This window comes from Persephonella sp. (assembly GCF_027023985.1).
Taxonomy (GTDB): Bacteria; Aquificota; Aquificia; order Aquificales; family Hydrogenothermaceae; genus Persephonella_A.
Map to the genome: position 1 here is coordinate 47,160 of NZ_JALVTW010000033.1, position 26,562 is coordinate 73,721.

Sequence of the window (26,562 nt, forward strand, 5' to 3'; positions counted from 1 at the left end):
GGGAAATAGATGCCAAAGTTCAAATATATAGCAAGGGACAAATATGGTGTCAGAAGGGAGGATGTTATTTATGCTCCTGATGCAGGGGCAGCACAAATAGAGTTAGAGAAACAAGGATTTGAAGATATAAAACTACAGTTAATCCCACAAAAAAAGTTTTCTTTTGAAATCGATATATTTAAGCCAAAAGTAAAAGAAAAAGACCTTGCTTTATTTACACGGCAGTTAGGCGCTATGATTGCTGCCGGTGTTGGTATTGCTGAAGCACTTGAAATTTTGGCAGAGCAGATGCCAAATAAAACTCTTAGAGAAGCTCTAAAAGAAGTAAAGGAAGATGTTGTTGCAGGTATGTCTCTTTCAAAAGCAATGGCTAAACATCCAAAAGTTTTTCCTGAATTTCTCGTGAATTTAATAGAAGCTGCAGAAGAATCAGGTAATTTGGATGTTATTCTTCAAAGAGCAACCCAATATTATGAAAAAATTGCTGCAATTAAAAGAAAAATTATAAGTGCTTCCTGGTATCCTGCAATGGTTGTTGTTATAGCAACTGTTATTGTTTTGGGAATTTTAACTTTTATTGTTCCGACATTTGCCAATCTATATGCAAGCATGGGAGGGCAACTTCCATTTCTTACACAACTACTGATCGATATAAGTAATACTCTCAAAAATAATATTTTGATAATTATAGGTGTAATTATTGGAATAATTATATTAAATAAATTTATATACAGCACAAAAGCCGGTAAAGAGTTCTATCATAGATTATTCCTTAAACTCCCCCTTCTTGGAAATATATTTCTAAAAGGTGCTATAGCAAAATTTGCAAGAACACTTGCAACACTTATTGCAGGTGGTGTTCCTATTATGCGTTCCCTTGAAATTTCGGCATCTGTTGCAGGAAACGTTGTTGTAGAAAAAGCTATTCTTGAAGCGAAAGATAAAGTAGAAAAAGGTCAGGAGATATATAAATCCCTTGACCCAAAAATTTTCCCGCCTATATTAATCGCCATGGTGAGAGTGGGTGAAGATACAGGTAGACTTGATGAGATGCTGGATACTATTGCAAATTTCTTTGAGGATGAAGTTGACAGATCAGTGGAAGCATTAATTTCAACTATAGAACCATTACTTATTGTATTTATAGGAATTATTGTAGGTGCCATTCTTATAGCTCTTTATCTACCAATATTCAAAATGGGTGAACTTATTCAATCATAATGAAAAAAGTTGCAGTTGCATTAAGTGGTGGGGTGGATTCTTCAGTGTCCGCCCTTTTGCTTAAAGAAAAAGGATACGACGTTATAGGAATTACCTTAAAATTATCTTCCGTAGTATGCGAAACAGATACACAGATATGCTGTTCCCCACAAGATGTCAAAGATGCAAAAAAAGTATCTCAGTTTTTAGGTATAGAGCATTATGTTTTAGATTGGGAAGATATTTTTCATAAAAAAGTGATTAATTATTTTTTAGATGAGTATAAAAAAGGTAAAACTCCAAATCCATGCTCTATATGTAACCGGGAAGTAAAAACAGGTCTTCTTGCAAAATATGCAGTTGATGTTCTAGGCGTTGATTATCTTGCTACAGGACATTATTTAGGAATTTCTGATATAGAAGGACATAAAGTAATCAAAAGAGGTAAAGATATTAAAAAAGACCAGTCTTACTTTATGGCTCTTTTAGAAAAGGAAATCTTAGATTATCTTATCTTTCCTTTAACAGATAAAACAAAAGAAGAAGTCAGGCAAATAGCTCAAAAATATAAAATTCCTGTAGCTCAAAAATCTGAAAGCTTTGAAATATGCTTTACGGCTGGAAAGACTCCCGGAGAATATATAGACCAGCTTGGATTAAATATAAATACTGCCGGGGATATTTTGCTTGATACAGGAGAAAAAGTTGGTAAACATAAAGGTTTATCCCACTACACTATAGGCCAGAGAAGAGGTCTTGGGGTTGCATGGAAAGAACCTCTTTATGTTTTAGACAAAGATATAAAAACAAATTCATTGATTGTAGGGACAAAAGACAAACTTTTAACTGATTATGTTGGGGCAGGAAATATCAATTTATTTGTTCCGGAAGACTTTTTATTTGAAAAAGAAATTTTAGTTCAAGGAAGATATAAGCAAAAACCCGTAGAAATAAAAAAAGTAGAAAAAGGAAATAACAAATTTAGATTTTACTTCAAAACTCCACAACCGAAATTTGCACCGGGACAAATTCTGGCTATATATACAAATGACAAACTGTTAGGCGGTGGTGTTATAGTATAGTTCCTTTATAAACTCTATTGCCTGCTCTTTAGTTTTTATTTTTCCTTCTACCTGCTTTTTTTGCAGTTCTTCTTTAATTTTTCCAACAATTGGGGAAGGTTTTATATTCAAAATTTCCATAATTTCTTTTCCATTTAACAAAGGTTGCTCTATAACTTCTTTAGTATAAATATCAAAATAATATTCCTGGAGAAAAATCACAAAAAGTTCAAGTTTTTTAAGATATTCCTTATTTTCAGAGGTGGCATAGGCATCTGCATAGGTAAGGATAAAAAGGTGAGGAATTAAACTTTTGTTCCTGAACCAGAAAAAATTTAGCTCTTTATTAGTCAGGTTATCTGCTTCTTTCAAAGCTAATAATCTAAATATTTCCAGATGAGAACCAACAAGATTTCCAATGAATTCTGATGCTTTTTTTCCAAGGGATAGCTCTCTATTTATTGAGTTCAAAATGATTTCCTTGCCTTTTATATCATGTTCCTTAAATTTTTGTTTGGTTGTGTATATTTTTCCAATATCATGAAAGAAAGCTGTAAATTTTAAAAGAGTAATATCATTAAATTCTGTAAAAAATTCCTGTTTACCTAATTTTTCTAAAAATGATTTAGGGATACTATTTTTCAATAACTCTTTTTTTTTAAAAATTCTTCCATATACTCAACTGTTTTTAAAGAATGCTCCAGCAAGGGATATTTATGAAATTCTCCTTGATTTTTGATCTTTATCATTTCATTTATTTCAGGAACAATTTGCTGAAATATTCCGGCTGATATTAGTTTTTCAATTGTTTTGTAGCTATCTTCCCCTTCAAAAATTTTTAAAATTTCATCTCTTATCCTTTCAACCGGGGAGTTTTTAACTAATTCCTTATTTTTCTTAACCCATTTTTCGTATTCTTTATCTAACTCAAAATCAAGCTGCTGGGCAATTCTAAAACCTCTGAATATTCTTACAGGGTCTTTTTGTATATTTTCATATGAAACAGGCCTTATTATTCCTGTCTGAAGATCTTCAAGACCACCGGATGGATCAAATAGAACCGTTTGGGAAGCACCCATACCCAAAGCATCATCAAAAACAATTGCCATTGCATTAATTGTAAAATCTCTCTGGAGTAAATCCTGATTAACCCGCTCTATTATTTCTTTTTCCTTATCATAAAAGTCCAGCTGGGGATTTGACATAATATCAGAGATATCCATATAAGAGAAATCAAATCTATAGCGGGTCTGCCCTTCATAGAAAATTATAGTAGCTACATCTTTTTCTTTTTCAAAAGAGAATATATCTCCTTTACCAAGGATATTTTTTAGTTTTTTTACTATCTCAAACGGGTCTGTTGTTACAATAAAATCAACATCAACTTTATTTTTAATAGGTCTGTTTAACAGTCTATCTCTTATCCAGCCTCCAACTATAAGACAGACCGTATCTTTTCCAAGAGCTTTTGCTACCTGGTCAAAATAAGAGTTATAGAATAAAAGTCCATGAACATACTTTGTTTTTATATCTAAATCAAATTCTTCCCGTTGGTCTTTGGGAATATTCTGTCTATGAAGAATTTTCTCAAGTAGTTTTTCTATTCCAAGCATTTGATTTCCTTTAGAGAATATTAAATTGTTTTAATATTTTGGCAAGCTCAGGGTCTTTTTTGGCTAATTGTTTTAAAGCCTGATACAATTCTCTTAATTTTTCTTCTTTTTGAAGTTCCTCAAGGGTTTCATCTTTAGCTCTTTTTATAATTGTCCTTCTGTCCCAGTAAGCAAACCCTATTACAAAAACAGTTAAAGTTGTAAAGATTCCAGTTATAATCCATAGAAACTGAATAAAATGGTCAAAACGCTTATTAATATCCTCAAATCGTCTGTTAATATCCTCAAAACGTTTGTTAATATCTTCAAATCGTTTGTCTATTTGCTCAAATCTTTTATTAGTTTCTTCTTTAAAATCTCTAAACTGAGTTTCAAGGATAGTTAGTCTTTTGTCTATATCAATGAGTTTTTGATAAATCATTTCATTGGTTATTTTTACATTTTTGTTTTCTGCAAAAGAAAATCCAAATAAACCTAAAGTTAAAAAAAGAGAAAATAAAACTTTTCTCATCAATTACCTCAAATAAATTCCACAATTTACTTTAATTTTATGGAATGTAATGAGATTTTGCAAATAAAAAAGCCCCCATTAACGGGGGCTTGAGAAGAAGATTTATAGAATGAATTCCTTAGAAGAGGAATCCAGCTTCGAAAGCTAAAACTGTTCTGTTGTCTTTAGCTTTTCCGCTGTCGTTTACGAAAACTTTTTTATCTGTTGAAATGTAAGCAGCTTCAAGTCTTGCAAATGTGTTTTTAGTTGGTTTCCATGTTGGTGTAATTGTAAATGACCATGCACTGTTTTTACCTGTGAGATAGATTCCACTACCGTTATTATCGCTTGAATCTCCGTTATCTACATATTCAATTCTAATTGGGAAAGTTACATTAGCAATTTGAGCATCAAGGAAATCTACGTCAATATTAAGAGCTACACCCCATGCAGAATCATCTGCTTTAGAATCACTTCCTAACGGATTTTTGGTTCCTGTGGCAGATCTTTTTGCAGCATCATCAAGAGTTGTATAATCAGCCTCAAGTCCTGCCTTTACAATTCCAAAGTCAAAGTTTGTGCAGAGAACATAGAGATTTCTTCCTTCTGCTTCGTTATATGTGTGTAATCCTACTTTTGAACCGAAACCTACAAAATCTGACAGATTGAAAGAAATACCAGCTTCGAAAGCATCTGAAATACCATAGCCTAAAACATCATTACTTTTACCTTGTAACAATCCTCCTCCTTGATTGTATCCTACATAAACTTGAGCAATTCCTGCATCATAGTTGGCTCTTGCTCCAGCATAAAGAACAGGGTGTCCTGTAAAGAGGATACCTCTTGTATAGTTTCTATTGAGAATTGTTAATGGAGCTTCACCGAATTTGTTCCAGAGAAGTCCTGCATCAATAGAAAGACCTTCAATTGGAGCAATTGTTACATAAGCAAGCCATGGTTTAAAATCTGTTGTTTTTCCCCATTTAAGAAGTCTTTGTCCTTTGCCACTATTTAAAGAATTATCTCCATTTACAACTGCTGAAGATGCTACTAATGTTGGAACTTCGAAGCTTGCGAAAGCTGCATTAAATCCGATTGGGCTGTTTGCATCAGCTTTTTTCATTAATCCGATAGCAAATGTAGATACGTGGAAATTATCGTTATTGCCATCATTTCCAAAGTTTGATAGAGCAAAATCATTGTCCTGCCAGTCGTAAGAAGCTGATACTCCACCATAGAGAACAATGTCAGAGTTAGCAACTGTAAGAGTTCCAGCCTGTGCAGCACCTGCTGCAAGTAATCCTGCTGCTGCTAAACCTAATACTTTTTTCATGTCGTAACCTCCTTAAATATGATTTTTTTCATAAATTTTATACCAAATTTTAATTCATATGTCTATTCTAATATATTATTTGTTTAATTTTCGTAACAAATACATTTTCCTTTAATTTTAGAAGGAAACAATATTTATGCCAAAATTAGGAAACATTCATAATATTTGGGGAAGTATTGATATTTCTTGATGGAAAAGATATGAAAGAAAAAAATCAATGTAAAATTTATTTTTCCTCTTCTGCACTTTTGCAAAAATTAAAAATTTTTTCTTCTTTGATAGAAACATTATTTGATGATTTTTTCTTCATCTGAAGAACTTTTCGTCGAATTATATTTCTACCTTTGTTTTTATGAAGGCAAGATTTATATGCGCATATTTGACACAAGAAATCATTTGGATTATATACTTGACCCATTAGCTTTCTCCATTAAAGAAAAAAGGGGCTTTCGCCCCTTTGGAAAATTTAGAATACGAATCCAGCTTCTACACCCATAACTGTTCTATTGTCTTTTTTGTTTCCATTATCATCTTGGAAACCTTTTTTGTCAGTTGAGATGTAAGAGAATTCTGCTCTGAGGAATGTGTTTTTAGTTGGTTTCCATGTTGGTGTGATCGTGAAAGTCCATGCATCATCACCGGCAACACTATATATTCCACTTGTTCCATCATTTACGTATTCAATTCTTACTGGAATTTCAAAAACATCCATTTTTGCAGATGCATAGAGAGCTATACCGTAAGCAGAATCATCCTTTCCAGACTTTTTCGCTGTGTCATCTAACCATTGATAATCAATATTTGTTCCAAGTTCAATACCTGCAACTTCTGTGCTGAGAACTACATCAACAAGGTTTTTGAAAGCAGAATAGTCAAAATAAGAAACAGCATAGTTAAAACCCGCTATAGAACCAATAGAACCTATAGCAAAAGCATCAGAAGGCAATACTCCGTTTATGGCACTAACGGTATCTTCACTTTGCTGAGTATACTCAGCGTAAATGTCAATTCCATCCATAATAGAGTAAGTCACTCTTGCTCCAGGATAAACGAAAGGTTGCCCATACCAAACTGCACCAAAAAGATAGTTAGGATTATCATAAGTATGATACAATTCATATCCAATATTTGTAGTAAGTTTTCCCGCATCTATAGTTAACCCTTCAATTGGTCTTATACTAACCCATGCATATTCAACATCAAATTCAGGAGAAGGAGGTAATGTCTCATCTAAGATATCCGGTTGTCCACTTGCACCAAAACCTACAGTAAAGCCAATTGTAGAGTTCATTTTTGAAGTTAAATCAATTGCAAAAGAAGAAACTGTAAAATAATCATTATTTTGATTCTTCCCATTATTTGTTGCATAGAAATAACCCGCTGTTACACCTCCTGTCATTTCAATATCAGAGTTAGCAACTGTAAGAGTTCCAGCCTGCGCAGCACCTGCTGCAAGTAATCCTGCTGCCACTAAACTTAATGCTTTTTTCATACTGTAACCTCCTTTAAGTTTTTATTAGCCAATATTAGCACATTTTTAATCTAAATAGCAAAAATGGGGCTTTTAAAGCCCCGAAATTGTTTATAAATTAAATCCTCTCTCTCCATGTGTTGCTTCATCAAGACCCATTGTTTCTGTCTCTTCGTCAACTCTTGCTCCACCTGTTAACAGAGAAGATACAAAATATAAAATGGCTGTCATAATTGCTGTGAATACTATTGTGAATAAAATAGATTCAACCTGAACAATAATTTGTCCCATTCTATCTCCGTTTTGGAGAGGAGAGCCGTCCCATGCGAGTGGTTGAAGTGCGAAGAAACCTGTTGCTAATGCACCCCAGATACCTGCCATTCCATGAACACCGAAAGCATCAAGGGAGTCATCATATCCAAGGGCTTTCTTGAGAACATAAACCCCGAACCATCCAACTATACCTGCTATAAAGCCAATAATAAGTGCACCTGCAGCATTAACAAAACCTGCCGCTGGGGTAATAGCTACCAGACCTGCAATAGCACCTGAAGCAGCACCAAGGAGTGTTGGCTTTTTAGCTGTTATCCATTCTATTAATACCCATGAGATAACTGCTGCTGCTGTTGCAAGGTTTGTTGTAAGAAGTGCAACACCTGCAACCTCGTTTGCACCAAATGCAGAACCTGCATTAAATCCAAACCATCCAAACCACAGGAGACCTGCACCAAGGGCAGTTAAAACAACTGAAGATGGAAGAATTGCTGTTTTTTTGTAATCTTTTCTTTTTCCAAGAAGTAATGCTAAAACCAGACCTGTTACCCCTGCGTTGATATGAACAACTGTTCCACCTGCAAAGTCAAGAGCTCCTGCATCAAAGAGGAAACCTCCACCCCATACAACGTGAGCTATTGGAGCATATACAAAAGTAATCCATAGAATTACAAATACGAGCCATGTGGAAAATTTCATTCTTTCAATTACTGCACCTGCAGCAAGTGCTATTGTGATAGCAGCGAATGTTGACTGGAATGTTGCAAATACCCATTCAGGATATGTTCCACTTAAAGCTTTATAATCAACTCCATTCATTAAAAATTTGCCAAATCCTCCAACTATAGCATCAAGAGCTCCATATCCGTCTGTGAATGCCATAGAATAACCCCAAAGGAACCACACAACAATTGCTATTGCATAAGCCATAAGAACCATCATTACTGTGTTAACAATATTTTTGTATCTTGTCATTCCACCGTAGAAAAGGATAAGTCCTCCCACAGTCATAAGAACAACCAGAGCTGTTGCTGTTATCATCCATGCGGTATCACCGGTATCTAACTTTGCTTCATCTGCAAAGGAAATAGCCGGCACCAGCAGGGAGAAAGCCCAAAATAATAAAGATTTAATTCTCATACTGTAACCTCCTGATTTTTATTTATTTTTTAAAGGGCTTCTACGCCTCTTTCTCCTGTTCTTATTCTTACAGCATCTTCAACAGGAATGATAAAGATTTTTCCATCACCCACTTTTCCTGTTCTTGCTGCATTTGTTATAGCTTCAACAAGTTTTTCAACCATCTCATCTTCAGCAACAATCTCAATTTTGATTTTTGGGAGAAAATCAATCACATATTCAGCTCCCCTATAAAGCTCGGTATGTCCTTTTTGTCTTCCGAATCCTTTTACCTCTGTAACTGTGATACCAAAATTTCCAAGTTCTGATATTGCCTCTTTAACCTCATCCAGCTTAAAAGGCTTGATAATAGCCTCAATTTTTTTCATAACCAAACCTCCTGTTTTTTGTTCAGAAAGTTTTAAAATAAAAAATCATGCCAAAAATTTTGATAGTATAAGTTATTGATAAATATGAATTTTTATTAAATATGGAGAGTGAGGGACTTGCACTAAGATTAGGCAATAAGGGAGGTTTTGAACTGAATTTGTGCAAAAAAAAAAGCCCCCATTACGGGGGCTTGGAAAACTTTTTATATTAAGGGCTTTTTAGAAGCCCATGTCTCCCATTCCTTCCATTCCTGCTGCTGGATTTTTCTCTTCTTTTTCTGGTATTTCAGCAACAAGTGCTTCAGCTGTGAGCATTGTTCCGGCTACAGATGCAGCATTTTGTATAGCGGTTCTTACAACTTTAGTTGGGTCTATAATACCAGCTTCAAGCATATCTACATATTCACCTGTAGCAGCATTAAATCCGTAGTTTACATTATCACTTGCTTCAACTTTTTCTATTACAACAGAACCTTCAAAGCCTGCATTGTTGGCAATTTGTTTTAATGGAACTTGTGCAGCTTTTCTTACAATATCAATTCCCCATTGTTTATCTGGGTTTTCATCTTTAAGGTCACAGAGTGCTTTAGAAGCTCTGAGAAGTGCTACTCCACCACCTGGAACAATTCCTTCTTCAACAGCAGCTTTTGTAGCATGAACAGCATCATCAACTCTGTCTTTTTTCTCTTTGAGTTCTGCTTCTGTAGCAGCTCCAACTTTGATAATAGCTACTCCACCTGCAAGTTTAGCAAGTCTTTCTTGAAGTTTTTCTTTGTCATACTCAGATGTTGTTGTTTCAATTTGAGCTTTGATTTGCTCAATTCTTGCTTTGATATCTTCTGGATTACCTTTACCACCGATTATTGTTGTGTTGTCTTTGTCTATTACAACTTTGTCAGCTTGACCAAGCATATCAAGATCAACATTTTCAAGTTTAATTCCAAGGTCTTCTGTAATAGCTTGGCCACCTGTAAGGATAGCTATATCTTGGAGCATTGCTTTTCTTCTTTCTCCAAATCCTGGAGCTTTAACAGCAGCTACTTTGAGAACTCCTTTCAGGTTGTTTACTACCAGTGTAGCAAGTGCTTCACCTTCTACATCTTCAGCTATGATAACAAGTGGTCTGTTTGTTTGAACAACTTTTTCAAGAACTGGGAGAAGTTCTCTGATATTGCTGATTTTCTTTTCATATATGAGGATGTATGGATTTTCTAATACAGCTTCCATTTTTTCTGGGTTTGTTACAAAGTATGGTGAGAGGTATCCTCTATCAAATTGCATACCTTCAACAACTTCAAGAGTTGTTTCAGATGTTTTAGACTCTTCTACTGTGATAACACCATCTTTTCCAACTTTTTCCATTGCATCAGCAATGATTTTTCCGATTTCTGGGTCGTTGTTAGCTGAAATTGTAGCAACTTGCTCTATTTCTTTTCTTCCGCTTACTTCTTTAGAAAGTTTTTTGAGCTCTTCTACTACAACTTTTACAGCTTCATCAATTCCTCTTTTTACATATACAGGGTTAGCTCCTGAAGCTATAGCTTTAAGACCTTCTGTGTATATAGCTTGTGTAAGAATTGTAGCTGTTGTTGTTCCATCACCGGCAACATCAGCTGTTTTTGAAGCAACTTCTTTAACAAGCTGAGCAGCCATATTCTCTAATGGGTCTGGAAGTTCTATTTCTTTAGCAACAGATACACCGTCTTTTGTTACATTAGGGCTTCCCCATTTTTTCTCAAGGATTACTTCTCTTCCTCTTGGTCCAAGAGTAACTTTTACAGCATTTGCTAATTTATCTACACCTGCTTTAAGTTTTGCTCTTGCTTCTTCACCGTAGATTATCATTTTTCCTGCCATCTATTTCCACCTCCTTTGTTTTTTTGTTATTGGATAATAGCAAGGATGTCGTCTTCTCTGAGAACTATAAGTTCTTCTCCATCAACAACAAATTCATTTCCGGCATATTTGCTGTAGATAACTTTGTCCCCAACTTTTACTTTTAATGGTTTGATTTCTCCATTTTCTAAAAGTCTTCCTTCACCAACGGCTATTACTTCACCTTCTGATGGTTTTTCTTTAGCTGTATCAGGGATGATAATTCCTGATGGAGTTTTTTCTTCTGCTTCTTCTGCAGGTTTGATCACTACTCTATCGTAGAGGGGTGTGATTTTAGCCATCCTGCATAACCTCCTTTTTCTTTATTTTTACTATTTAATATTATATTCCTGAATATAAAAAAATGCAATAAGTTTGCATATAAAATATGCTTGTATTTGACTCAGATTTTATAAGACCAAAATAAACCCTATACTTGATTTAAACGTTTTACCTGCCTATTTTTTAATCACTTTATATAACTGTTCCTTAATCTGTTCTAAGAGTGATTCATCTGTGATTTTTTTCTTGTCTGGAGTTCTTACATAAAAAGCATCTCTTATCCTTTCCCCTTGAGTAGCAACTTTGACTATATGGACGTAGAGATCAAATTTCGCAAATACTTTGAAAATATCAAATAGTAATCCTATTCTATCTTCTCCAGAAATATCAAATATGGTGTAAATGTCCGATGAACTGTTGTCCACTTTTACAAATGTCGGTGGTGGAATTACAGATGCTTTAAATACAGTGTTCCTTTTTTTAGAAAGGTCTTCAAGGGTAAGTTTTTTGTCAAGATATTTGGCAAACAGTTCTTTAAATTGCTCAAATTTTTTATCTTCAACAACTTCAAGGGATGAGGTTGATATTTGAAGGTCAATTACCACGATACCATCTTTTCTCATATAGCTATAAACAGAAAGAATATTAATTCCCATGTAAGAAAGTATTCCTGTTACAACAAGCAATGGATTTTTTACTTTCTTACTATCCAAAACTACAATAAGTTCGGAAAATCCTATACCATAATTTTTATCAAAAAAGAACTGGGGTTTTCCTGTTTTGAATAAAAGTTCTTCCATTTTGATATGTCTTATCATTGTGTCCAGTGGGGTTGAAAGCAGGTAATATTCAGAAAATCTTTGCATATGGAATTTTGCTCTCTCTTCTCCAAGCTCTGCTTCAAGAAGTGCATAAAGTTTTTTTCTTTTTTCTTCTATCTTTTTAGCTGCTATCTCTTCATAAGAAACATTTTCTTCAAGGACTTCCATTGTTTTGTGGTAAAGTTCCCACAGAAGAGAGTTTTTCCAGTCATTCCAGATGTTAGGACCAACGGCATTTGCATCGCACCATGTTAGGACTGTAAGCATCTTTAATAGCTCTTTGTTTTTTATGGTTTTTGCAAAATCATTTATAACCTTTGGGTCGTTTAAATTTCTTCTTTGGGAGATCTTTGCCATATCAAGATGATGTCTAACAAGGAAACCAACAATCTCTGCGTCCCTTTCAGGATAGCCAAATCTACGCATAATATCCCTTGCCATTTTTTCTCCTAAAATACAGTGGTCAGTTTTATGTCCCTTTCCTATATCGTGCAAAAAGATAGCCCATGTAAGTAAATCAACCCTGTCTATCTCCTTGTAAAGCTCATACATCATTTTTCTGTGGGGATGGTCAACTTTTTTGAGACTTTCCAGCTCTTCCACTGCCTTTATTGCATGAGCATCTGTTGTGTATTTGTGGTAAGCATCATACTGGAAATGGCACCTTTGATATCCGAATTCTGGTATAAGGTCATCAAGAACATAAAAGTCCTGCATTTTTCTAAGAGTTTTTGCAAGATTTTTTGGATCAGAGAATATTTTTCTAACAAGGCTTTTTATCTCAGGATTGTCTCTGTTTTCTCTCAGTTTTTCTTCATTTTTCCTAATTAAAAATTCCAGTTCAGAAGAAAAATCGAGATTATATTCTTTAAAATACAGGAATGCTTTTAGAATATTTTTTACATCTTTTTCAAATTTGTTTTTGTTGAATACATCAAGCTCAATAGATGTTCTGGAAAAGACATCATCAATAGGTTCATGAATTTCAAGTTCATCTTCTTCAGTAAGGGCTTTTAGAATTCTCTTTGTTATAGTGTTTATTGATTTTGCATACAGGTAATAAAGCCTCATCATTTTTTCAACGCTTTCTCTGAGGGCTTCTTCATCATAAGGAGCTTCTACATAGCCTAATTTTTTTGCTACTTCTTCCTGAAGGGGCCTGACCAGAACATCACATCTTTTATTGCATATTAGGTGCATCTCATTTCTAAGTCTTAAGAGAAAGTTATAAGCTCTGATAAGTTCCTGATATTCTTCCTCAAGGATTATATTGTTTTCCACAAAGTAGTGATAATTAGGGACGTCATCTAAAACTTTTGCAATCCAGAAAACCTCATGGAAGTCCCTCAGACCTCCTTCACCCTCTTTTATATGAGGTTCCATCATGTAAATGGTTGAACCGGTTCTTTGGTATCTCATTTTTCTGGCTCTGAGGGTAGCATTTATATAGGCTGATCTTTTCCTTCTGATTAATCTTTTAAATTTTTTTATAAGCTCGTCATAAAGTTCTTTATTCCCAATAATAAATCTTCCTTGTAGCAAAGAAGTTGCTACGGTAAGGTCTTCTTTTGATAAATCAAGGAATGTTTTTATATCCCGTGGCGAAAATCCAATATCAACTTTAAGGTCTAAAAGTGCGTAATAGAAGTTTTCTATCCCTTCCTTTAGCTGTTCAAAATTATCAGGTTCAAAAACAAGGGACAAATCTATATCAGATTTAAAACAGAGCTCTCTCCTTCCATATCCTCCTAAAACAACAATTGCTATCTGGGATAAATCTTTAAAGGATATCTCTGCAAGCTGTTTTATGGTTTCGTCTGTGAGGTCTGATAATGAACGGACTGTTTCCAGACCGTCGGCACCTGCTCTATGTTTCTGGACGATTTCCTCTTTTTTTTCAAAGTAGTTTTTTAATATTTCCTGTTTCTTTTTTTCCAGTGTTTTATTCATCATACCCTACCTACCTTCTTTTTTATGGTTTCAACTGGAATTTTATAATAAATGGGTCTTCCGTGGGGACATAGATTTGGATTGTTTGTTGCAAGCCATATTTTAAGGAGATTTTTGGCCTCTTCATCGTCGAGGATTTCTCCGGCTTCAATTGAAAGCTCACAGGCAATCTCCCCCAGAAATTTCTCTATCTCAATATCAGGATATTCTGTTTCTGTCAGGGAGAGTATGAGATTTTTAAGGGTTTCTCCTTCAAGGTGGGATTTTGTTATTTTAATGCCATCAAGTAAAATTTCAAACTCTATTCCTGCATTTTTTAATTTGCCTTTTAGATTTTTGATCTTTTCAATTTGGTTTTCATCAAGAGGAATTTTTACAGGTTTTATCTCTTTTGACTCTAATCCGGTTGTTCTATATTTTTTCAGTAGTAGTTCATAATTAATTCTTTCACTTGCTACATGCTGATCTATAAAGTAAACCTCACCATCAAAATAAACAACAAGAAATGTATTTTCTATCTGGCCAATAATCTCAAACTGGCTGTTATACTTGGCTGTTTTTTGATTTAGGCTATAATTTATCTTAGGTTTTGATACATTTTCCAGTGCTTCTTTTGTCAGTTCCAAAACAGGATTTTCTTTTCTTAGCTTAACTTCTATTTTTGCAGGGTGGACATTATGGTCAACCATATAAGGTGGCAGTTCTAAGAATAAAATAGATATTGTTTTTCCAGCCTTTGATTTTAAAACTTTTTTAATAAGGCTGTTTCTGACAGGTCTTCCATTGATGTAAATAAACTCTTTTCCTGTCTGGTAATCCGGAAGTAAAAAGCCGTAAGCTTTTCCTGTCTGATTTTCCTGTGAAAAAGTTAGAATATTTTCTGCTTTTGGAAATAAATCTTTTATTCTCTGCCTTCTGTCTGCAGGTAAAAGGGTATAAATATTTTTCCCATCAACTTCAAGGCTAAAAAATACATTATTGTGGTAAATAGCATATCTTAAGAAAACATCTATTATGTGGTTTAATTCTGTCTTTTCTGATTTTAGGAATTTTTGCCGGACAGGAATATTGAAAAATAGGTCTTTAACTCTAACTGTTGTCCCTTCAGGTGCTCCTGTGTCTGTCAGATGTTTAAAAACTCCACCTTCTATATAAAGTTCCTTTCCCAGTGGAAAACCTTTTGCCCTTGAAATAAGACTAAATTTTGAAACAGAAGCGATACTTGCGAGGGCTTCTCCACGGAAACCATAGCTATCCAGTGCATACAGCTGGTCTATAGAAGAAATCTTGCTGGTTGCATGCCTATCAACTGCAAACATAATATCATCAGGGTGTATGCCTGTGCCGTTATCTTTTACCTCAATTAGTTTTTTTCCGCCTTTTTCAATTTTTATTTCTATTCTATCTGCCTGTGCATCAAGGGAGTTTTCTATTAACTCTTTTAAAACGCTTGCAGGTCTGTCTATTATTTCTCCTGCAGCTATTTTATTTATTATTTCTACAGGTAATTTTTTAATTCTCATTTTTTCCTCTTGTAAAACAGTTTCAGGGAAATAATATTATTTATTGCACAGATAATTTAAGAAAACAAAAAAAATTCTCAAGGAGGGCTGAACATGGCTGTAAAGAAACTGGAAAAATCTGAATGGGAAAGTTACTTTAACGAATTTGACAAGAAGTATAGGGAAGGACAAATTCCTGCAAAGGAAGTTCAGATTGAAATTGTAAATGATGAAATTGGCGATCAGGTTGAAACCTGGTGGCAACCACTTGTAGGACTAGCTTATGACCCAAAGGACGATGAGTTTGAAGTGGCTGCAGAAAGACATGACCATCTAATTCACAAACCTGTGGAAATTTATGTTGATGAAGATGTTGATGGTATAAAAACGATTGAAGTTGTTCAGGAAGATGGGACAAAACATATAATCAAACTAAGAACTCCTGAAGCACTTCCAGAAAAATAAAGAATAAGGGGCGAAAGCCCCTTAATTAATTTTTAAGGCAAATTTTTACTATCAGGATTAGATCTACAAAAATATATTAATTACCGGAAATTTTCACCTCAGATATCCTAAAAATTAACCATATGGTTTTTTCTTTTAAAGCCTTGGTATTAAATATCCCTAATTGGCAAAAAATAGATGAAAAATAAATCAAAAGAGAAAATTCTATGAAATTTTGAGATGAAATTATTTGAAAGGGAAAGGGAAGAGTTATATTATGGTGGCCAAGGGCGGAATCGAACCGCCGACACCGCGGTTTTCAGCCGCGTGCTCTACCAACTGAGCTACCTGGCCACACCTTTATTCTGGATAAAATAGTTTATACCTGTTGCGCCTGAATGTCAAGACTTTTTGTATATTTTTCCGGCTTCTTAAATCTTTCCTAATCTTTACTATAAAGAGGTTTTATTCTGGTGTAGAATAATTAATTAAACTTTTCAAGGAGGTTGTCTATGCAAGGCGATGCGATGAGCAGTATAGTTGGTGCTGTTATATGGATGGTAATTCTTATTGCCATATTTTATTTTCTCCTTTACAGACCACAGCAACAACAGAGGAAAAAACATCAGGAATTTATTAATTCTCTGAAAAAAGGGGATAAAGTTGTTACCTCAGGTGGAATTATAGGGGAAGTTAAATCTATTGATGAAAAGACAGTTACTCTCAAAGTTTCTGAAGGAACAATGATAAAAGTCCTCAAATCAGCGATTGCTGCACCATTTGAAGAAAAATCTAAAAAGGAAAGTTAATCTTTCTTCATTTTCAAGATATTCGCAAACATTTCCGGCAGACCCGCATTCAGTATGTCTGCCGCCGCTTTTTCAAAATCATAAGGAACTCTTTTAAACTGAATATATCCTTCATCTGTATCAACTATTGTATAACCTGCCCTTGTATCTCTATCCCTTGGTTGACCTACACTACCAACACTGATTAGATATTGCTGACCTTCTTTTATAGGATATGTTTCTACTTTTTCTGCAAAAACATCCTCTTTATCTTTTACAAATAATATCTGTAGATGGGTATGACCATAAAAACAAAATCTATTGTCAAAACAGCTAAATGTTTCTTTTGCATCCCTTAAAGAAGTCATAAAACTGTATGTTCCGGGAACGGTAGGTTCATCATGGGTCAAAATAAATTCCGGTTCTTCATAAAAGTTTTCCAAAGATTTTATATACTCAAAATCTTTTTCATCAAGCATATCAAAAGTCCAGTCTGCAGCCTGAATTGCATAAGGATTAGATACAAAAACCTCTCCTGGATCAGCCACTAAAATGTCATGTTCCCCTTTAAGAACAATATCACAGTTTTCCCTGACCCAATCAAGACATTCTTTAGGATGTGCTCCAAAATTGATTATATCCCCAAGACAAAATATACGGTCTATTTGATTTTCCTTTATATCTTTTTCTACTGCCTCAAGGGCATGGATATTAGAATGGATATCAGAGATTAATGCTATTCTCATACTTTCACATCTTGATGATATTTTTTATAAATGGTGCTTAGAACACCGTTTATAAACTTTAGGCTATCTTCATTATCAAGATAACATTTTGCAAGGTCTAATATATCAATAAAAACTCTTCCCTTATCTGGAACATCTGAAAAAACAAGCTCATAAGTTCCAAGCCTGAGCAATGCCCTCTCAGGATATCCTAATCTTTCAAGACGCCAGCCTTTGAGATTTTCTCTAAGTATTTTGTCTATATCATCAAGGGAGTCCATAATTCCTTTAGCAATAGAATAGGCATATTCCAGAACTTCAGGAGAGAGTTCATCCCTTATATCTTTTATATGTTCTTCTAATATCTCGAATATATCTCCGCCTTTCAGATCGTATGTGTATAATGTTCTGAAAAGTATCTCTCTCGCTTTTTTTCTATACTTACCTGTTTTCTCCATTACTCCATTCCTTTAATCACATTTACCATTTCTATAGCTGTCAAAGCAGCATCAAAACCTTTATTACCCATTTTTGTCCCTGCTCTTTCCACAGCCTGCTCTATTGTATCAGTGGTTAATATACCATATGCCACTGGCACCTCGGTTTCAAGGGATACAAGTGCAATTCCTTTTGTAACCTCTGCTGCTACATACTCAAAATGGGGTGTTGCACCTCTGATAACAGCCCCAAGACATATAACTGCGTCGTATTTGCCTGATTTCGCAGCTTTCTTGGCTATTAATGGTATTTCAAATGAACCGGGAACTCTGATAACAGTAATGTTATCCTCTGAACCTCCATGTCTGACAATACAATCAACTGCCCCTTCAAGAAGCTTTTCTGTAATTAGGTTATTGAACCTGCCGACAACTATGGCAAAGTTTAATCCTTCTGCGGATAATTGACCTTCTATATTTCTCATCTTTTCACCCTGTTATATATTTTTGACCACATCTTTTACTGTTTCTATGATATAAGACACTTCATCATTTTTCAAAGCAGGATGAACAGGTATTGCAAAAATCTCTTTTGTTACTTTTTCTCCAAAGCTACAGTCCAGATGCTCTGCATTTCTAAGCTGATGGAGGGTGTATTCATAATAAATTCTTGCACCTATGCCTTTTTCAATAAGCCTTTCAACTATTGTGTCTCTGTCTGGATGTCTTAAAGCATAAATATGGTAAACATGCTTTCTTCCTTCTTCTTCTTTTGGAAGAATTAGCCCTGGAAGGTCTTTGAATTCTTCATTATAAAGCTGGGCTATTTTTCTTCTTTTCTCATTCATTTCATCCAGTTTTTTAAGCTGCCAGTATCCAATACCTGCCTGAAACTCTGTTATTCTCAGATTTAGGGCAGGATGGTCTCCAAATTCTATCCAGTTTGAAATTCTTTCATCTATTGCAATACTGTTTGTGAGAATCGCTCCACCTTCTCCCATTGCTACATTTTTTGAAGCATAAAAACTAAATGCGGCTACATCCCCAAGATTCCCTGCTTTTTTGCCTTTGTATTCTGCTCCATGTGCCTGTGCCGCATCCTCAAGGACATGAATTCCTTTTGGTTCACAAATCGCTTTTATTTTATCCATATCTGCAGGCTGTCCGAATAGATGAACAGGTATAATAACCTTTGGCTTATATTTTTCAACAGCCTGTTCCAGCTGGAATGGGTCCATACAGTAGTCTTCTCCTACATCAATAACAACGGGAGTCCCACCAGCAAGGATAACAGCGTCTATTGTTGCCATAAAGCTAAGAGATGGAACAATTACTATGTCATCCTTGTTATTTATCCCCAATGCTTTTAAGGCAATATAAAGTGCAGCTGTGCCACTGCACACTGTATGACAAAAGGATGCTCCTATATAGTTGCTAAACTCTTCTTTAAATTTTAAAGTCCATTTTCCTCTGGTTATCTGACCATTTTTGATAATTTCCATTACTGTTTTTTCTTCTTCAGCTCCAAAAACAGGTTTTATTATTGGTATCATTGCCTCTCCTTTATATTGAGAATTTATTGAATTCTTTCAGAATATTTAATGCCCTGTAAGCACTTTCAAAAGCAGGATTTGTAAGGAATTCAGAAATCATTAATTCCAATTTATCCATATTATCTTTTTCTTTTACTGTTCCATCCGGATAAATAATCTTATCCTCTGCAAAATTAAGTTTTGTTTCTTCATTTCTGTTTTTTAGTATCCATTCTCTTCTTAGAAAATCATGACTCCATGCTACCTGCAGGAAAAACTCACCGGATTGTGTTTCTCCATGAATATCAAATATATCTCCTCTGTCCTTGACAGATTTTAATCTAAAATCACCAAATAGATAATTCATTATATAAAGGTCATGCCACGCAAGGTCATAAAACGGGTTTATATATCCTCTACCAAGGTTAAGTCTATAGGCCTCAATCTCTTCTATATCATTTTGAACGTCAAAATTCCTCACTATATTTGATTTTAACTCTATTTCTGAAACTGCAAGAACTGCTTCATTTTTTTTGGCAAACTCAATAGCTTCTTCAAGCTCGGATGGTTTCATTGATGGTGGTTTTTCAATCATTACATTAATTCCCCTTTCAAGTGCTTTTCTGGCAAGGGGAATGTGCGAACGGGGGTCTGTTGCTATAAAAAGGGATTTTATATCTTCTTTTTTCAGTGCTTCATCAAGGTCTGTATACTTTGAAAATTTATCCGGAAATTCAGAAAGCCTTTTTGCATCAAGGTCTATTAAAACAGCATCAAGGCCAAGTGTATCAAATTTATTTACATACTTTGAACCCATATTCCCGGTGCCAACAATACCTACTTTCAAAAAAATTCCTCCTGTGGCTTCTAAATATTTTCAAAACTAAATAAAGCAAAAAACATGCCTATACCAAGTTTTTGAAAAATAAGAAATTTTCATAGAAAGATTTTTGCAATTTTGCAAAAATCTATTTGATTAAACCATACTCTTTAAGCACCTGTTTAAGTTTTTCTTCATTTTCTTTTTTCATGTAATATAGTGGAAGTCTCATTTCTATATCATCTATTAGACCTATAAGGTATGCTGCAGTCTTAACAGGGATAGGATTGGTTTCTATGAATAATATTTTGAATAATTTCCAATATTTGTCATGGATTTTTCTTGCTTCTTCAAAATTACCTTCCAATGCCAGCCTACACATCTCAGCAATATCTTTTGGAACCAGATTATTTGCCACAGATATAACACCTTTTGCTCCTACAGACATCATTGGAAGTGTAAGTGCATCGTCTCCTGAAAGTATAACCACATCTGGATTTGTTAAGGCTATAGTTTCTGATACCCTTGCCACATTTCCAGTTGCTTCTTTAAGACCTATTACATTTGGAAAATCTGCGTAAAGTCTCGCAAAAGTTTCAGGAAGCATATCTGTTCCTGTTCTTGATGGGATGTTATATAAAATCAATGGGATGTTAGTTTCCTCACAAATTGCCTTAAAATGCTGATAGATTCCTTCCTGTGTAGGCTTGTTGTAATAAGGCACTATCTGAAGCGAACCATCTACACCTGCTTTTTCTGCAGATTTAGTTAATGCTATTGCTTCATGAGTTGCATTTGCGCCTGTTCCTGCAATAATTGGAATTCTTTTATCTGCGTATTCAACAGCAAGATTTATCAGTTCTTCATGTTCAGGAAAAGTTAACGTAGCTGATTCTCCTGTGGTTCCTGCTACAACAATTGCATCTGTTCCATTTTCCACATGGAAATCTATTAGATTTTTCAAAGATTTTCTGTCTATGGAGCCATTTTTAAATGGTGTTATAAGTGCCACTATTGAGCCTTTAAACATAATTACCTCCAACTTGAGAAATTTATATTTAATAATAGTTTATAATATATTTGCCAATTTATCTTAACTCAAAAAATCTGGAGGGATTATGTTTTTAGACAGGTTAATCGGTGCTTTTTCCAATGATATCGGTATTGACCTTGGAACTGCAAATACTCTTGTTTTTGTAAAAGGAAAAGGAATTGTTTTATCAGAACCATCAATAGTTTCACAGGATACAAGAACCGGAAATGTTATAGCTGTTGGTATAGAATCAAAACAGATGATAGGGAAAACCCCAAAAGAAATAGAAGTAATTAGACCTTTAAAGGATGGTGTTATAGCAGATTTTGATGTAACACAGGAGATGCTTAAATACTTTATAAGAAAAGTTCATTCTAATATGGCTTTATCTAAAATACTTAGACCAAGGCCGAGGGTTATTATAGGAGTTCCTTCAGGTATAACTACCGTTGAAAAAAGGGCTGTTATTGATGCTGCAAAACAATCAGGAGCACGGGAAGTATTTTTAATTGCTGAGCCTATGGCAGCAGCTTTAGGTGCCGGCCTTCCTATACAGGAACCCGGCGGAAATATGATTGTTGATATTGGTGGTGGAACATCTGAGATAGCTGTAATATCCCTTTCAGGACTTGTTTTATCTGAAAGTATAAAAATTGCCGGCGATGAAATGAATGAAGCTATAATCCAATTTATGAAAAGAAAACACAATCTCTTGATAGGTGAACAATCTGCAGAAAGAATTAAAATAGAGCTTGGTTCTGCATATCCTACAGACAGGGACAACAAAACAATGGTTGTTCCCGGTAGAGACCTCAGGGGACTTCCAAGCAGCGTAGAGATAAAAGGTGAAGAAGTTAGACAGGCACTTGAAAATGTTGTCCAGAGTATAGTTAACGCTGTCAGACTTGCCCTTGAAAAAACTCCACCTGAATTGTCTGCGGACATTGTAGAAAGGGGAATAGTCCTTGCCGGTGGCGGTTCTCTATTACATGGTCTCGATATAAGACTTAGAGAAGAAACAGACCTGCCTGTTTATTACTGCGATGATCCTCTTACAGCAGTTGCCCGTGGTATAGGAATAGCTCTAGATGATATTGACCTGATTAAAAGAATTTCATTCCAGTAATGAAAAAAAAGCTTATTATTATTGGTTTGATTTTGTTACTTGTCGTTGGAGGGGGACTTTTAGTCGTAAGAACAGATTTCGTCAAGGGATTAGCCCTTGATATTTCATATCCCTTTATGTATGCCTTTGATAAAGTATCAGGTTTTTTTGATTATATATCTCAGATGATAGCCTCAAAAACAGAACTTATTCAGGAAAATAATAATCTTCAACAAAAACTGGAACTTTTAAAAGCACAGATAATTTACCTCAAAAGACTGGAAGATGAAAATGCAGAGCTAAAAAAACAACTTAACATTGTTAACAGATACCCTAATTTCAGGCTTATAACAGGAAGAATTATAGGATATTCACCTGATAATTGGAGTGAGTATGTAGTTATCAATCTTGGGAAAAAAGATGGGATAAAAGAAGGAGATATTGTTGTTTCAAATGGATATCTGTTTGGACAGGTATATCAGGTAGGTAAGTTTTCATCATCGGTTATTCTAATTTCTGATAAAAATTTTAGAATTTCTGCCAGATGTAGAAAGACCAGAGAATTTGTTTTGTTTCAGGGAAAAAATGAAAAGGAAGGTCAGCTGATTTTTGTTAAACCTGAACAGGATATTAGGATAGGAGATATCGTAGAAACTTCAGGGATAGAAAATAAAATACCTGAAGGAATTCCAATCGGAGAAATATCTTCTGTTTCCTATGAAGAAGGAAATTTTTATAAAAATGTAAGCGTATCCCTTAAAATTAATCCATTTAAAACCGAATACGTAGTGGTATTTATTCCGATAACTGAAAATGAGGATAAAAAGTGAAATTTTATATACTGGGAGTTATTTTACTTTTACTTCAGTCCTCGGTTTTCATTAAAATTTTTTCATATAACGGAATAATTCCTGATTTTTTAACAATTTTTGTAATCATTTATGCCTTAAAGAATAACCTAAAAGACTCTTTAAAACTTGCTGTATTTTTAGGTATTTTACAGGATTTACTTTCCCCTATAGGTTTAGTTTTTAATACAATAACAAAATCTTTGATTGTTATTGTTACTTTAACCTTTAAGGATAAATTTTATTATTCATCCCTTTTGATAAAAGGATTTTTGATTTTATTGGTTACCGCAGTTGATGTTGGAATTAAAAGTGCATTGATTTTTTTTAAAACAGGAGTTTTTGAGTTGTCATACCAGCATCTTATATATTTTTTACTAAATCTTTCAGTATTTTATGCGGTTAGTTTTTTAGATGAAAATAGATAGAGTAAAAATTCTAATAGCTTTCTTTTTAATAGGATTTTCTATACTTGCAGGGAGATTAGTATATCTGCAAATCATAAAAGGCAGTTATTATAGAGAAATTTCAGAAAAAAACCATATCAGAATATTAATCCAGAATGCCCCCAGAGGCAAAATATACGACAGAAACGGAATACTCCTTGCTTATGATGTTCCCACCTATCAGATATATACTTTTCCATATATGGTAAAGAAAAAGGAAAAATTAAATCATTTAATAAAGTCCTTAAATGAAATACTCGGCATTCAATTAGATAAAAAAACTATTGAAAAGATTAAAAAAGGATATGCAAACAAAGTTGTAATTGCCAAAAATCTATCTCAAGAACAGGTTCAAAAATTTTTTAACAACTGGATGGATTTTGAAGGACTTTTTTTGGAAGTTCAACCGCGAAGAGTTTACACCGAGTATGCTAAATACATGCCCCATCTCCTTGGATATGTAGGCTATCCCTCAAAAAATGAACTTCAAAATATAGAAGATATAACCCCTGATACTTTAATAGGAAAAAGTGGTGTTGAAAAAATCTTTGATAAATATTTGAGGGGTGAATATGGAGCAAAAGCAGTTATGGTTGATGCCAGAGGAAGAATCAAAAAAGTCCTATGGGAAAAACAGCCTAAACGTGGAAATGATATATATCTGACTGTGGATGCAAGAATTCAGAAAATAGCTTATGAAGCTTTTAAAAATTCAGGTCAAAAATCAGGTGCTGTTGTTATTGTGAATCCATATACTTATGAAATACTGGCATTGCTTAGTTATCCAATTTATGACATACAAAAATTTTCTGATGGCCTAACAGCTAAAGAGTGGAAAGCACTGATAAAAAATGAATATAAACCTTTGTTTAATAAAGCCCTTTATGGTTTATACCCGCCGGGCTCAATATTCAAGATAACTGTTTCCCTTGCAGCACTTCAGGAAGGAGTTATTTATCCCTATCAAAAAATATTTAGCGGCGCCAGATTCAAGATAGGCAAATGGATTTATAGAAACTGGAACCCGGCAGGTTGTGGAAAAATAAATGTTATAAGGGCTCTTGAGATGTCCTGTGATACATTTTTCTATCAAGTGGGAATAAAACTGGGAGCTGAAAAAATTAGCTATTATGCCAGATTATTTGGTATAGGTGAAAAGCTAAATCCTCAACTGGAAAAAAGAACAGCCAGAGTTCCTGACCCTCAATGGAAACTCTCTCACATAGGTGAACCATGGTATCTCGGGGACACTGTAAACTACAGTATTGGTCAGGGATTTTTAGCTATTACTCCCTTTGACAGTTCAAAAATACTCGTTCCAGTGGTAAACGGAGGAAAAATTCTTAAGCCGAAACTATTAAAGGCTTACTTTGACACAAAGGAAAGAAAATTCATTGAAACAAAGCCACAACTAATAAGGAAGTTAGATATAAAAAAATTTTATTACAACATTGTAAAATTAGGATTGTATAAAGTTGTTTACGGGAAAAGAGGAACAGCAAAAATTCTAAAAGATGCACCTGTAAAAAATGCAGGAAAAACAGGAACGGCACAGGTATTCAGGCATAAAAAACTTAAACAGGAAATTGAAAAATGGAAACTCCAGAACCACGCATGGTTCGTGGACTTTGCCCCTTATTACAAACCTAAATTTGTGATATCAGTTTTTGTTGAACACGGAATAGGCGGAAGTAAAACAGCAGCCCCTATAACAAAAGATATTATAGAAAGACTTTATCAGGAAGGATTATTTAATGAAATCCAGAAATAGTTTTTTTGAAAATTATGATTGGGTGATACTTACCGCTGTATTTTTTTTGATAGGCTGGAGTGTTTTAAATATATACAGTGCAACAATACATGAATATAGCAATTTATATATAAAACAGGGAATTTATGCCATTACAGGTATTTTTATTATTCTTCTTATGCCTTTCATCAACTATAAAAAACTGGTCTTTTACTCCCCAGTAATTTATGTGATAGCTGTTACCATGTTAATTGCCGTTATCTTTGTTGGAACAACAATACTTGGTGCAAAAAGATGGATAAGTCTGGGATTTTTTACCGTTCAACCTTCTGAGCTGATGAAATTTGTAATTATATTGACGACTGCATTTATTTTAGGAAACAGGGAAAAGGTTGATACAAAAACATTAATATTGGTTGGAATAACAACTTTAATTCCTGTGGTGCTTACTTTAAAACAACCTGACCTTGGGACAGCAATAACAATACTTATACCTGTAGTTTTTATGTTATTTGTTGCAGGTATATCCAAAAAAATAATAGCAGGAACATTTATAGGGCTAATTATTGCATCTCCGTTTATATGGGAACATCTAAAGGATTACCAGAAAAAAAGAATACTTGCCTTTTTAAACCCTGAGGCAGACCCTTTTAGAAGTGCATATCATATTCTTCAGTCTAAAATTGCAATAGGTTCGGGGGAATTAACAGGAAAAGGCTTTTTACACGGCACCCAGTCAAAATTATTTTTTCTCCCAGAACAGCATACAGATTTTATATTTGCAACCATAGGAGAGGAATGGGGTTTTGTTATATCTTTTACTATACTTCTTGTTTATTTGATAATAGGACTGCGGCTTATATACTGGGGAAATAAGATTAAAGACTTAGAAGGTAAATTAATTTGCTATGGTGCTGCTGGATTAATTACCACTCAGGCATTTATTAATATAGCAATGACAGTTGGCCTTGCCCCTGTTGTTGGGATAACACTGCCTTTTATGAGCTACGGCGGAACATCAATGTTAACCTTTTCTCTGATAATCGGTGCTACTTTAAGCGTAATAAGGGCGCACAAAACCCAGAAACTACACTTTAGATAATTTATCTGGAATTATTCCAATAGAATTATTCTTTTAGAATAATTTTGTAAAACACTGTTAAAATAATTTATCTTAAGAAAATGTTTAATTTATAGTTTGATTTGAAAATTAGATAAACGAGTTGCAGAGAAAATTTAAAAGGGGAAAAACTTC

The 26,562-nt window shown here is 34.3% G+C and carries 27 protein-coding genes and 1 tRNA gene; 9 read left to right on the forward strand and 19 right to left on the reverse strand.

What is annotated here, in order from left to right:
- Positions 1–9: 9 nt before the first annotated feature.
- Positions 10–1,221 carry a type II secretion system F family protein gene (locus tag MVE07_RS08410; RefSeq protein WP_297456268.1) on the forward strand — a complete coding sequence of 404 codons (1,212 nt, stop codon included), beginning with the start codon at positions 10–12 and terminating at the stop codon, positions 1,219–1,221.
- Positions 1,221–2,282 (forward strand): tRNA 2-thiouridine(34) synthase MnmA, encoded by a 1,062-nt coding sequence (gene mnmA / locus MVE07_RS08415; protein WP_297456270.1) that lies wholly within the window; start codon positions 1,221–1,223, stop codon positions 2,280–2,282. The genes MVE07_RS08410 and mnmA overlap by 1 nt, the downstream gene beginning before the upstream one ends.
- Here the strand turns inward: mnmA and MVE07_RS08420 are convergent.
- The 12 genes from MVE07_RS08420 to mutL form a co-directional block, all read right to left on the reverse strand.
- Positions 2,259–2,906: an HD domain-containing protein gene (locus MVE07_RS08420; protein WP_297456272.1), complete on the reverse strand. Its 648-nt coding sequence runs from the start codon at positions 2,904–2,906 to the stop codon at positions 2,259–2,261. The two genes, mnmA and MVE07_RS08420, sit on opposite strands and share 24 nt — an antisense overlap.
- Positions 2,903–3,874, reverse strand: coding sequence for a CCA tRNA nucleotidyltransferase (locus MVE07_RS08425; RefSeq protein ID WP_297456274.1), 972 nt, complete (start codon positions 3,872–3,874; stop codon positions 2,903–2,905). Before MVE07_RS08425 ends, MVE07_RS08420 begins: the two co-directional genes overlap by 4 nt.
- 10 nt (positions 3,875–3,884) lie before the next feature.
- A complete protein-coding gene (locus tag MVE07_RS08430; protein ID WP_297456276.1) occupies positions 3,885–4,385 on the reverse strand; it encodes a hypothetical protein in 501 nt (166 codons plus the stop codon).
- Between the two features lie 118 nt (positions 4,386–4,503).
- A complete protein-coding gene (locus MVE07_RS08435; protein WP_297456278.1) occupies positions 4,504–5,697 on the reverse strand; it encodes an outer membrane beta-barrel protein in 1,194 nt (397 codons plus the stop codon).
- Between the two features lie 226 nt (positions 5,698–5,923).
- The gene (locus MVE07_RS08440; RefSeq protein WP_297456280.1) at positions 5,924–6,115 is read right to left on the reverse strand and encodes a hypothetical protein; all 192 of its coding nucleotides are present in this window, start codon (positions 6,113–6,115) and stop codon (positions 5,924–5,926) included.
- A 48-nt stretch (positions 6,116–6,163) separates the two neighbouring features.
- Positions 6,164–7,189 (reverse strand): outer membrane beta-barrel protein, encoded by a 1,026-nt coding sequence (locus tag MVE07_RS08445; protein ID WP_297456282.1) that lies wholly within the window; start codon positions 7,187–7,189, stop codon positions 6,164–6,166.
- A 90-nt stretch (positions 7,190–7,279) separates the two neighbouring features.
- Positions 7,280–8,581, reverse strand: coding sequence for an ammonium transporter (locus MVE07_RS08450; RefSeq protein ID WP_297456284.1), 1,302 nt, complete (start codon positions 8,579–8,581; stop codon positions 7,280–7,282).
- A 29-nt stretch (positions 8,582–8,610) separates the two neighbouring features.
- A complete protein-coding gene (locus tag MVE07_RS08455) occupies positions 8,611–8,949 on the reverse strand; it encodes a P-II family nitrogen regulator (protein ID WP_297456286.1) in 339 nt (112 codons plus the stop codon).
- A gap of 219 nt (positions 8,950–9,168) precedes the next feature.
- On the reverse strand, positions 9,169–10,806 hold the full coding sequence (groL, locus tag MVE07_RS08460) for a chaperonin GroEL (RefSeq protein ID WP_297456288.1): 1,638 nt from the start codon (positions 10,804–10,806) through the stop codon (positions 9,169–9,171).
- Positions 10,807–10,832: 26 nt separating this feature from the next.
- Positions 10,833–11,126, reverse strand: coding sequence for a co-chaperone GroES (gene groES, locus MVE07_RS08465; protein ID WP_297456290.1), 294 nt, complete (start codon positions 11,124–11,126; stop codon positions 10,833–10,835).
- 156 nt (positions 11,127–11,282) lie between these two features.
- On the reverse strand, positions 11,283–13,880 hold the full coding sequence (glnD, locus tag MVE07_RS08470) for a [protein-PII] uridylyltransferase (protein WP_297456292.1): 2,598 nt from the start codon (positions 13,878–13,880) through the stop codon (positions 11,283–11,285).
- Entirely contained in the window at positions 13,877–15,400 is a 1,524-nt protein-coding gene (gene mutL, locus MVE07_RS08475) for a DNA mismatch repair endonuclease MutL (RefSeq protein ID WP_297456294.1), read from the reverse strand. Before mutL ends, glnD begins: the two co-directional genes overlap by 4 nt.
- Positions 15,401–15,493: 93 nt before the next feature.
- On the opposite strand from mutL, the gene MVE07_RS08480 reads away from it, so the two are divergent.
- On the forward strand, positions 15,494–15,844 hold the full coding sequence (locus tag MVE07_RS08480; RefSeq protein WP_297456296.1) for a DUF5335 domain-containing protein: 351 nt from the start codon (positions 15,494–15,496) through the stop codon (positions 15,842–15,844).
- Positions 15,845–16,101: 257 nt separating this feature from the next.
- Here MVE07_RS08480 and MVE07_RS08485 read toward each other — a convergent pair.
- Positions 16,102–16,177, reverse strand: a tRNA-Phe gene (locus tag MVE07_RS08485).
- A gap of 158 nt (positions 16,178–16,335) precedes the next feature.
- Here MVE07_RS08485 and yajC point away from each other — a divergent pair.
- A complete protein-coding gene (yajC, locus tag MVE07_RS08490) occupies positions 16,336–16,632 on the forward strand; it encodes a preprotein translocase subunit YajC (protein WP_297456298.1) in 297 nt (98 codons plus the stop codon).
- Here yajC and MVE07_RS08495 read toward each other — a convergent pair.
- The 6 genes from MVE07_RS08495 to dapA all read right to left on the reverse strand — a co-directional run bounded on the left by MVE07_RS08495 (position 16,629) and on the right by dapA (position 21,155).
- Complete coding sequence (locus tag MVE07_RS08495) at positions 16,629–17,357, reverse strand: metallophosphoesterase family protein (protein ID WP_297456300.1); 729 nt, start codon at positions 17,355–17,357, stop codon at positions 16,629–16,631. The two genes, yajC and MVE07_RS08495, sit on opposite strands and share 4 nt — an antisense overlap.
- On the reverse strand, positions 17,354–17,794 hold the full coding sequence (nusB, locus tag MVE07_RS08500; RefSeq protein WP_297456302.1) for a transcription antitermination factor NusB: 441 nt from the start codon (positions 17,792–17,794) through the stop codon (positions 17,354–17,356). The genes MVE07_RS08495 and nusB overlap by 4 nt, the downstream gene beginning before the upstream one ends.
- Entirely contained in the window at positions 17,794–18,258 is a 465-nt protein-coding gene (gene ribE, locus MVE07_RS08505) for a 6,7-dimethyl-8-ribityllumazine synthase (RefSeq protein ID WP_297456304.1), read from the reverse strand. The genes nusB and ribE overlap by 1 nt, the downstream gene beginning before the upstream one ends.
- A 12-nt stretch (positions 18,259–18,270) precedes the next feature.
- Positions 18,271–19,326 (reverse strand): DegT/DnrJ/EryC1/StrS family aminotransferase, encoded by a 1,056-nt coding sequence (locus MVE07_RS08510; protein WP_297456306.1) that lies wholly within the window; start codon positions 19,324–19,326, stop codon positions 18,271–18,273.
- Between the two features lie 10 nt (positions 19,327–19,336).
- Positions 19,337–20,152 carry a Gfo/Idh/MocA family oxidoreductase gene (locus MVE07_RS08515; RefSeq protein WP_297456307.1) on the reverse strand — a complete coding sequence of 272 codons (816 nt, stop codon included), beginning with the start codon at positions 20,150–20,152 and terminating at the stop codon, positions 19,337–19,339.
- Between the two features lie 121 nt (positions 20,153–20,273).
- A complete protein-coding gene (dapA, locus tag MVE07_RS08520; RefSeq protein WP_297456309.1) occupies positions 20,274–21,155 on the reverse strand; it encodes a 4-hydroxy-tetrahydrodipicolinate synthase in 882 nt (293 codons plus the stop codon).
- 88 nt (positions 21,156–21,243) lie between these two features.
- Here dapA and MVE07_RS08525 point away from each other — a divergent pair, with 88 nt between their 5' ends.
- From MVE07_RS08525 to rodA, 5 genes are read left to right on the forward strand one after another with little or no spacing between them, the layout of a single operon-like run.
- The gene (locus MVE07_RS08525) at positions 21,244–22,284 is read left to right on the forward strand and encodes a rod shape-determining protein (protein WP_297456311.1); all 1,041 of its coding nucleotides are present in this window, start codon (positions 21,244–21,246) and stop codon (positions 22,282–22,284) included.
- The gene (gene mreC, locus MVE07_RS08530) at positions 22,284–23,093 is read left to right on the forward strand and encodes a rod shape-determining protein MreC (protein WP_297456313.1); all 810 of its coding nucleotides are present in this window, start codon (positions 22,284–22,286) and stop codon (positions 23,091–23,093) included. The genes MVE07_RS08525 and mreC overlap by 1 nt, the downstream gene beginning before the upstream one ends.
- Positions 23,090–23,539 carry a hypothetical protein gene (locus MVE07_RS08535; RefSeq protein ID WP_297456315.1) on the forward strand — a complete coding sequence of 150 codons (450 nt, stop codon included), beginning with the start codon at positions 23,090–23,092 and terminating at the stop codon, positions 23,537–23,539. The genes mreC and MVE07_RS08535 overlap by 4 nt, the downstream gene beginning before the upstream one ends.
- A complete protein-coding gene (gene mrdA / locus MVE07_RS08540; RefSeq protein WP_297456317.1) occupies positions 23,526–25,328 on the forward strand; it encodes a penicillin-binding protein 2 in 1,803 nt (600 codons plus the stop codon). Before MVE07_RS08535 ends, mrdA begins: the two co-directional genes overlap by 14 nt.
- Entirely contained in the window at positions 25,312–26,409 is a 1,098-nt protein-coding gene (rodA, locus tag MVE07_RS08545) for a rod shape-determining protein RodA (RefSeq protein WP_297456319.1), read from the forward strand. Before mrdA ends, rodA begins: the two co-directional genes overlap by 17 nt.
- Positions 26,410–26,562: the final 153 nt, after the last annotated feature.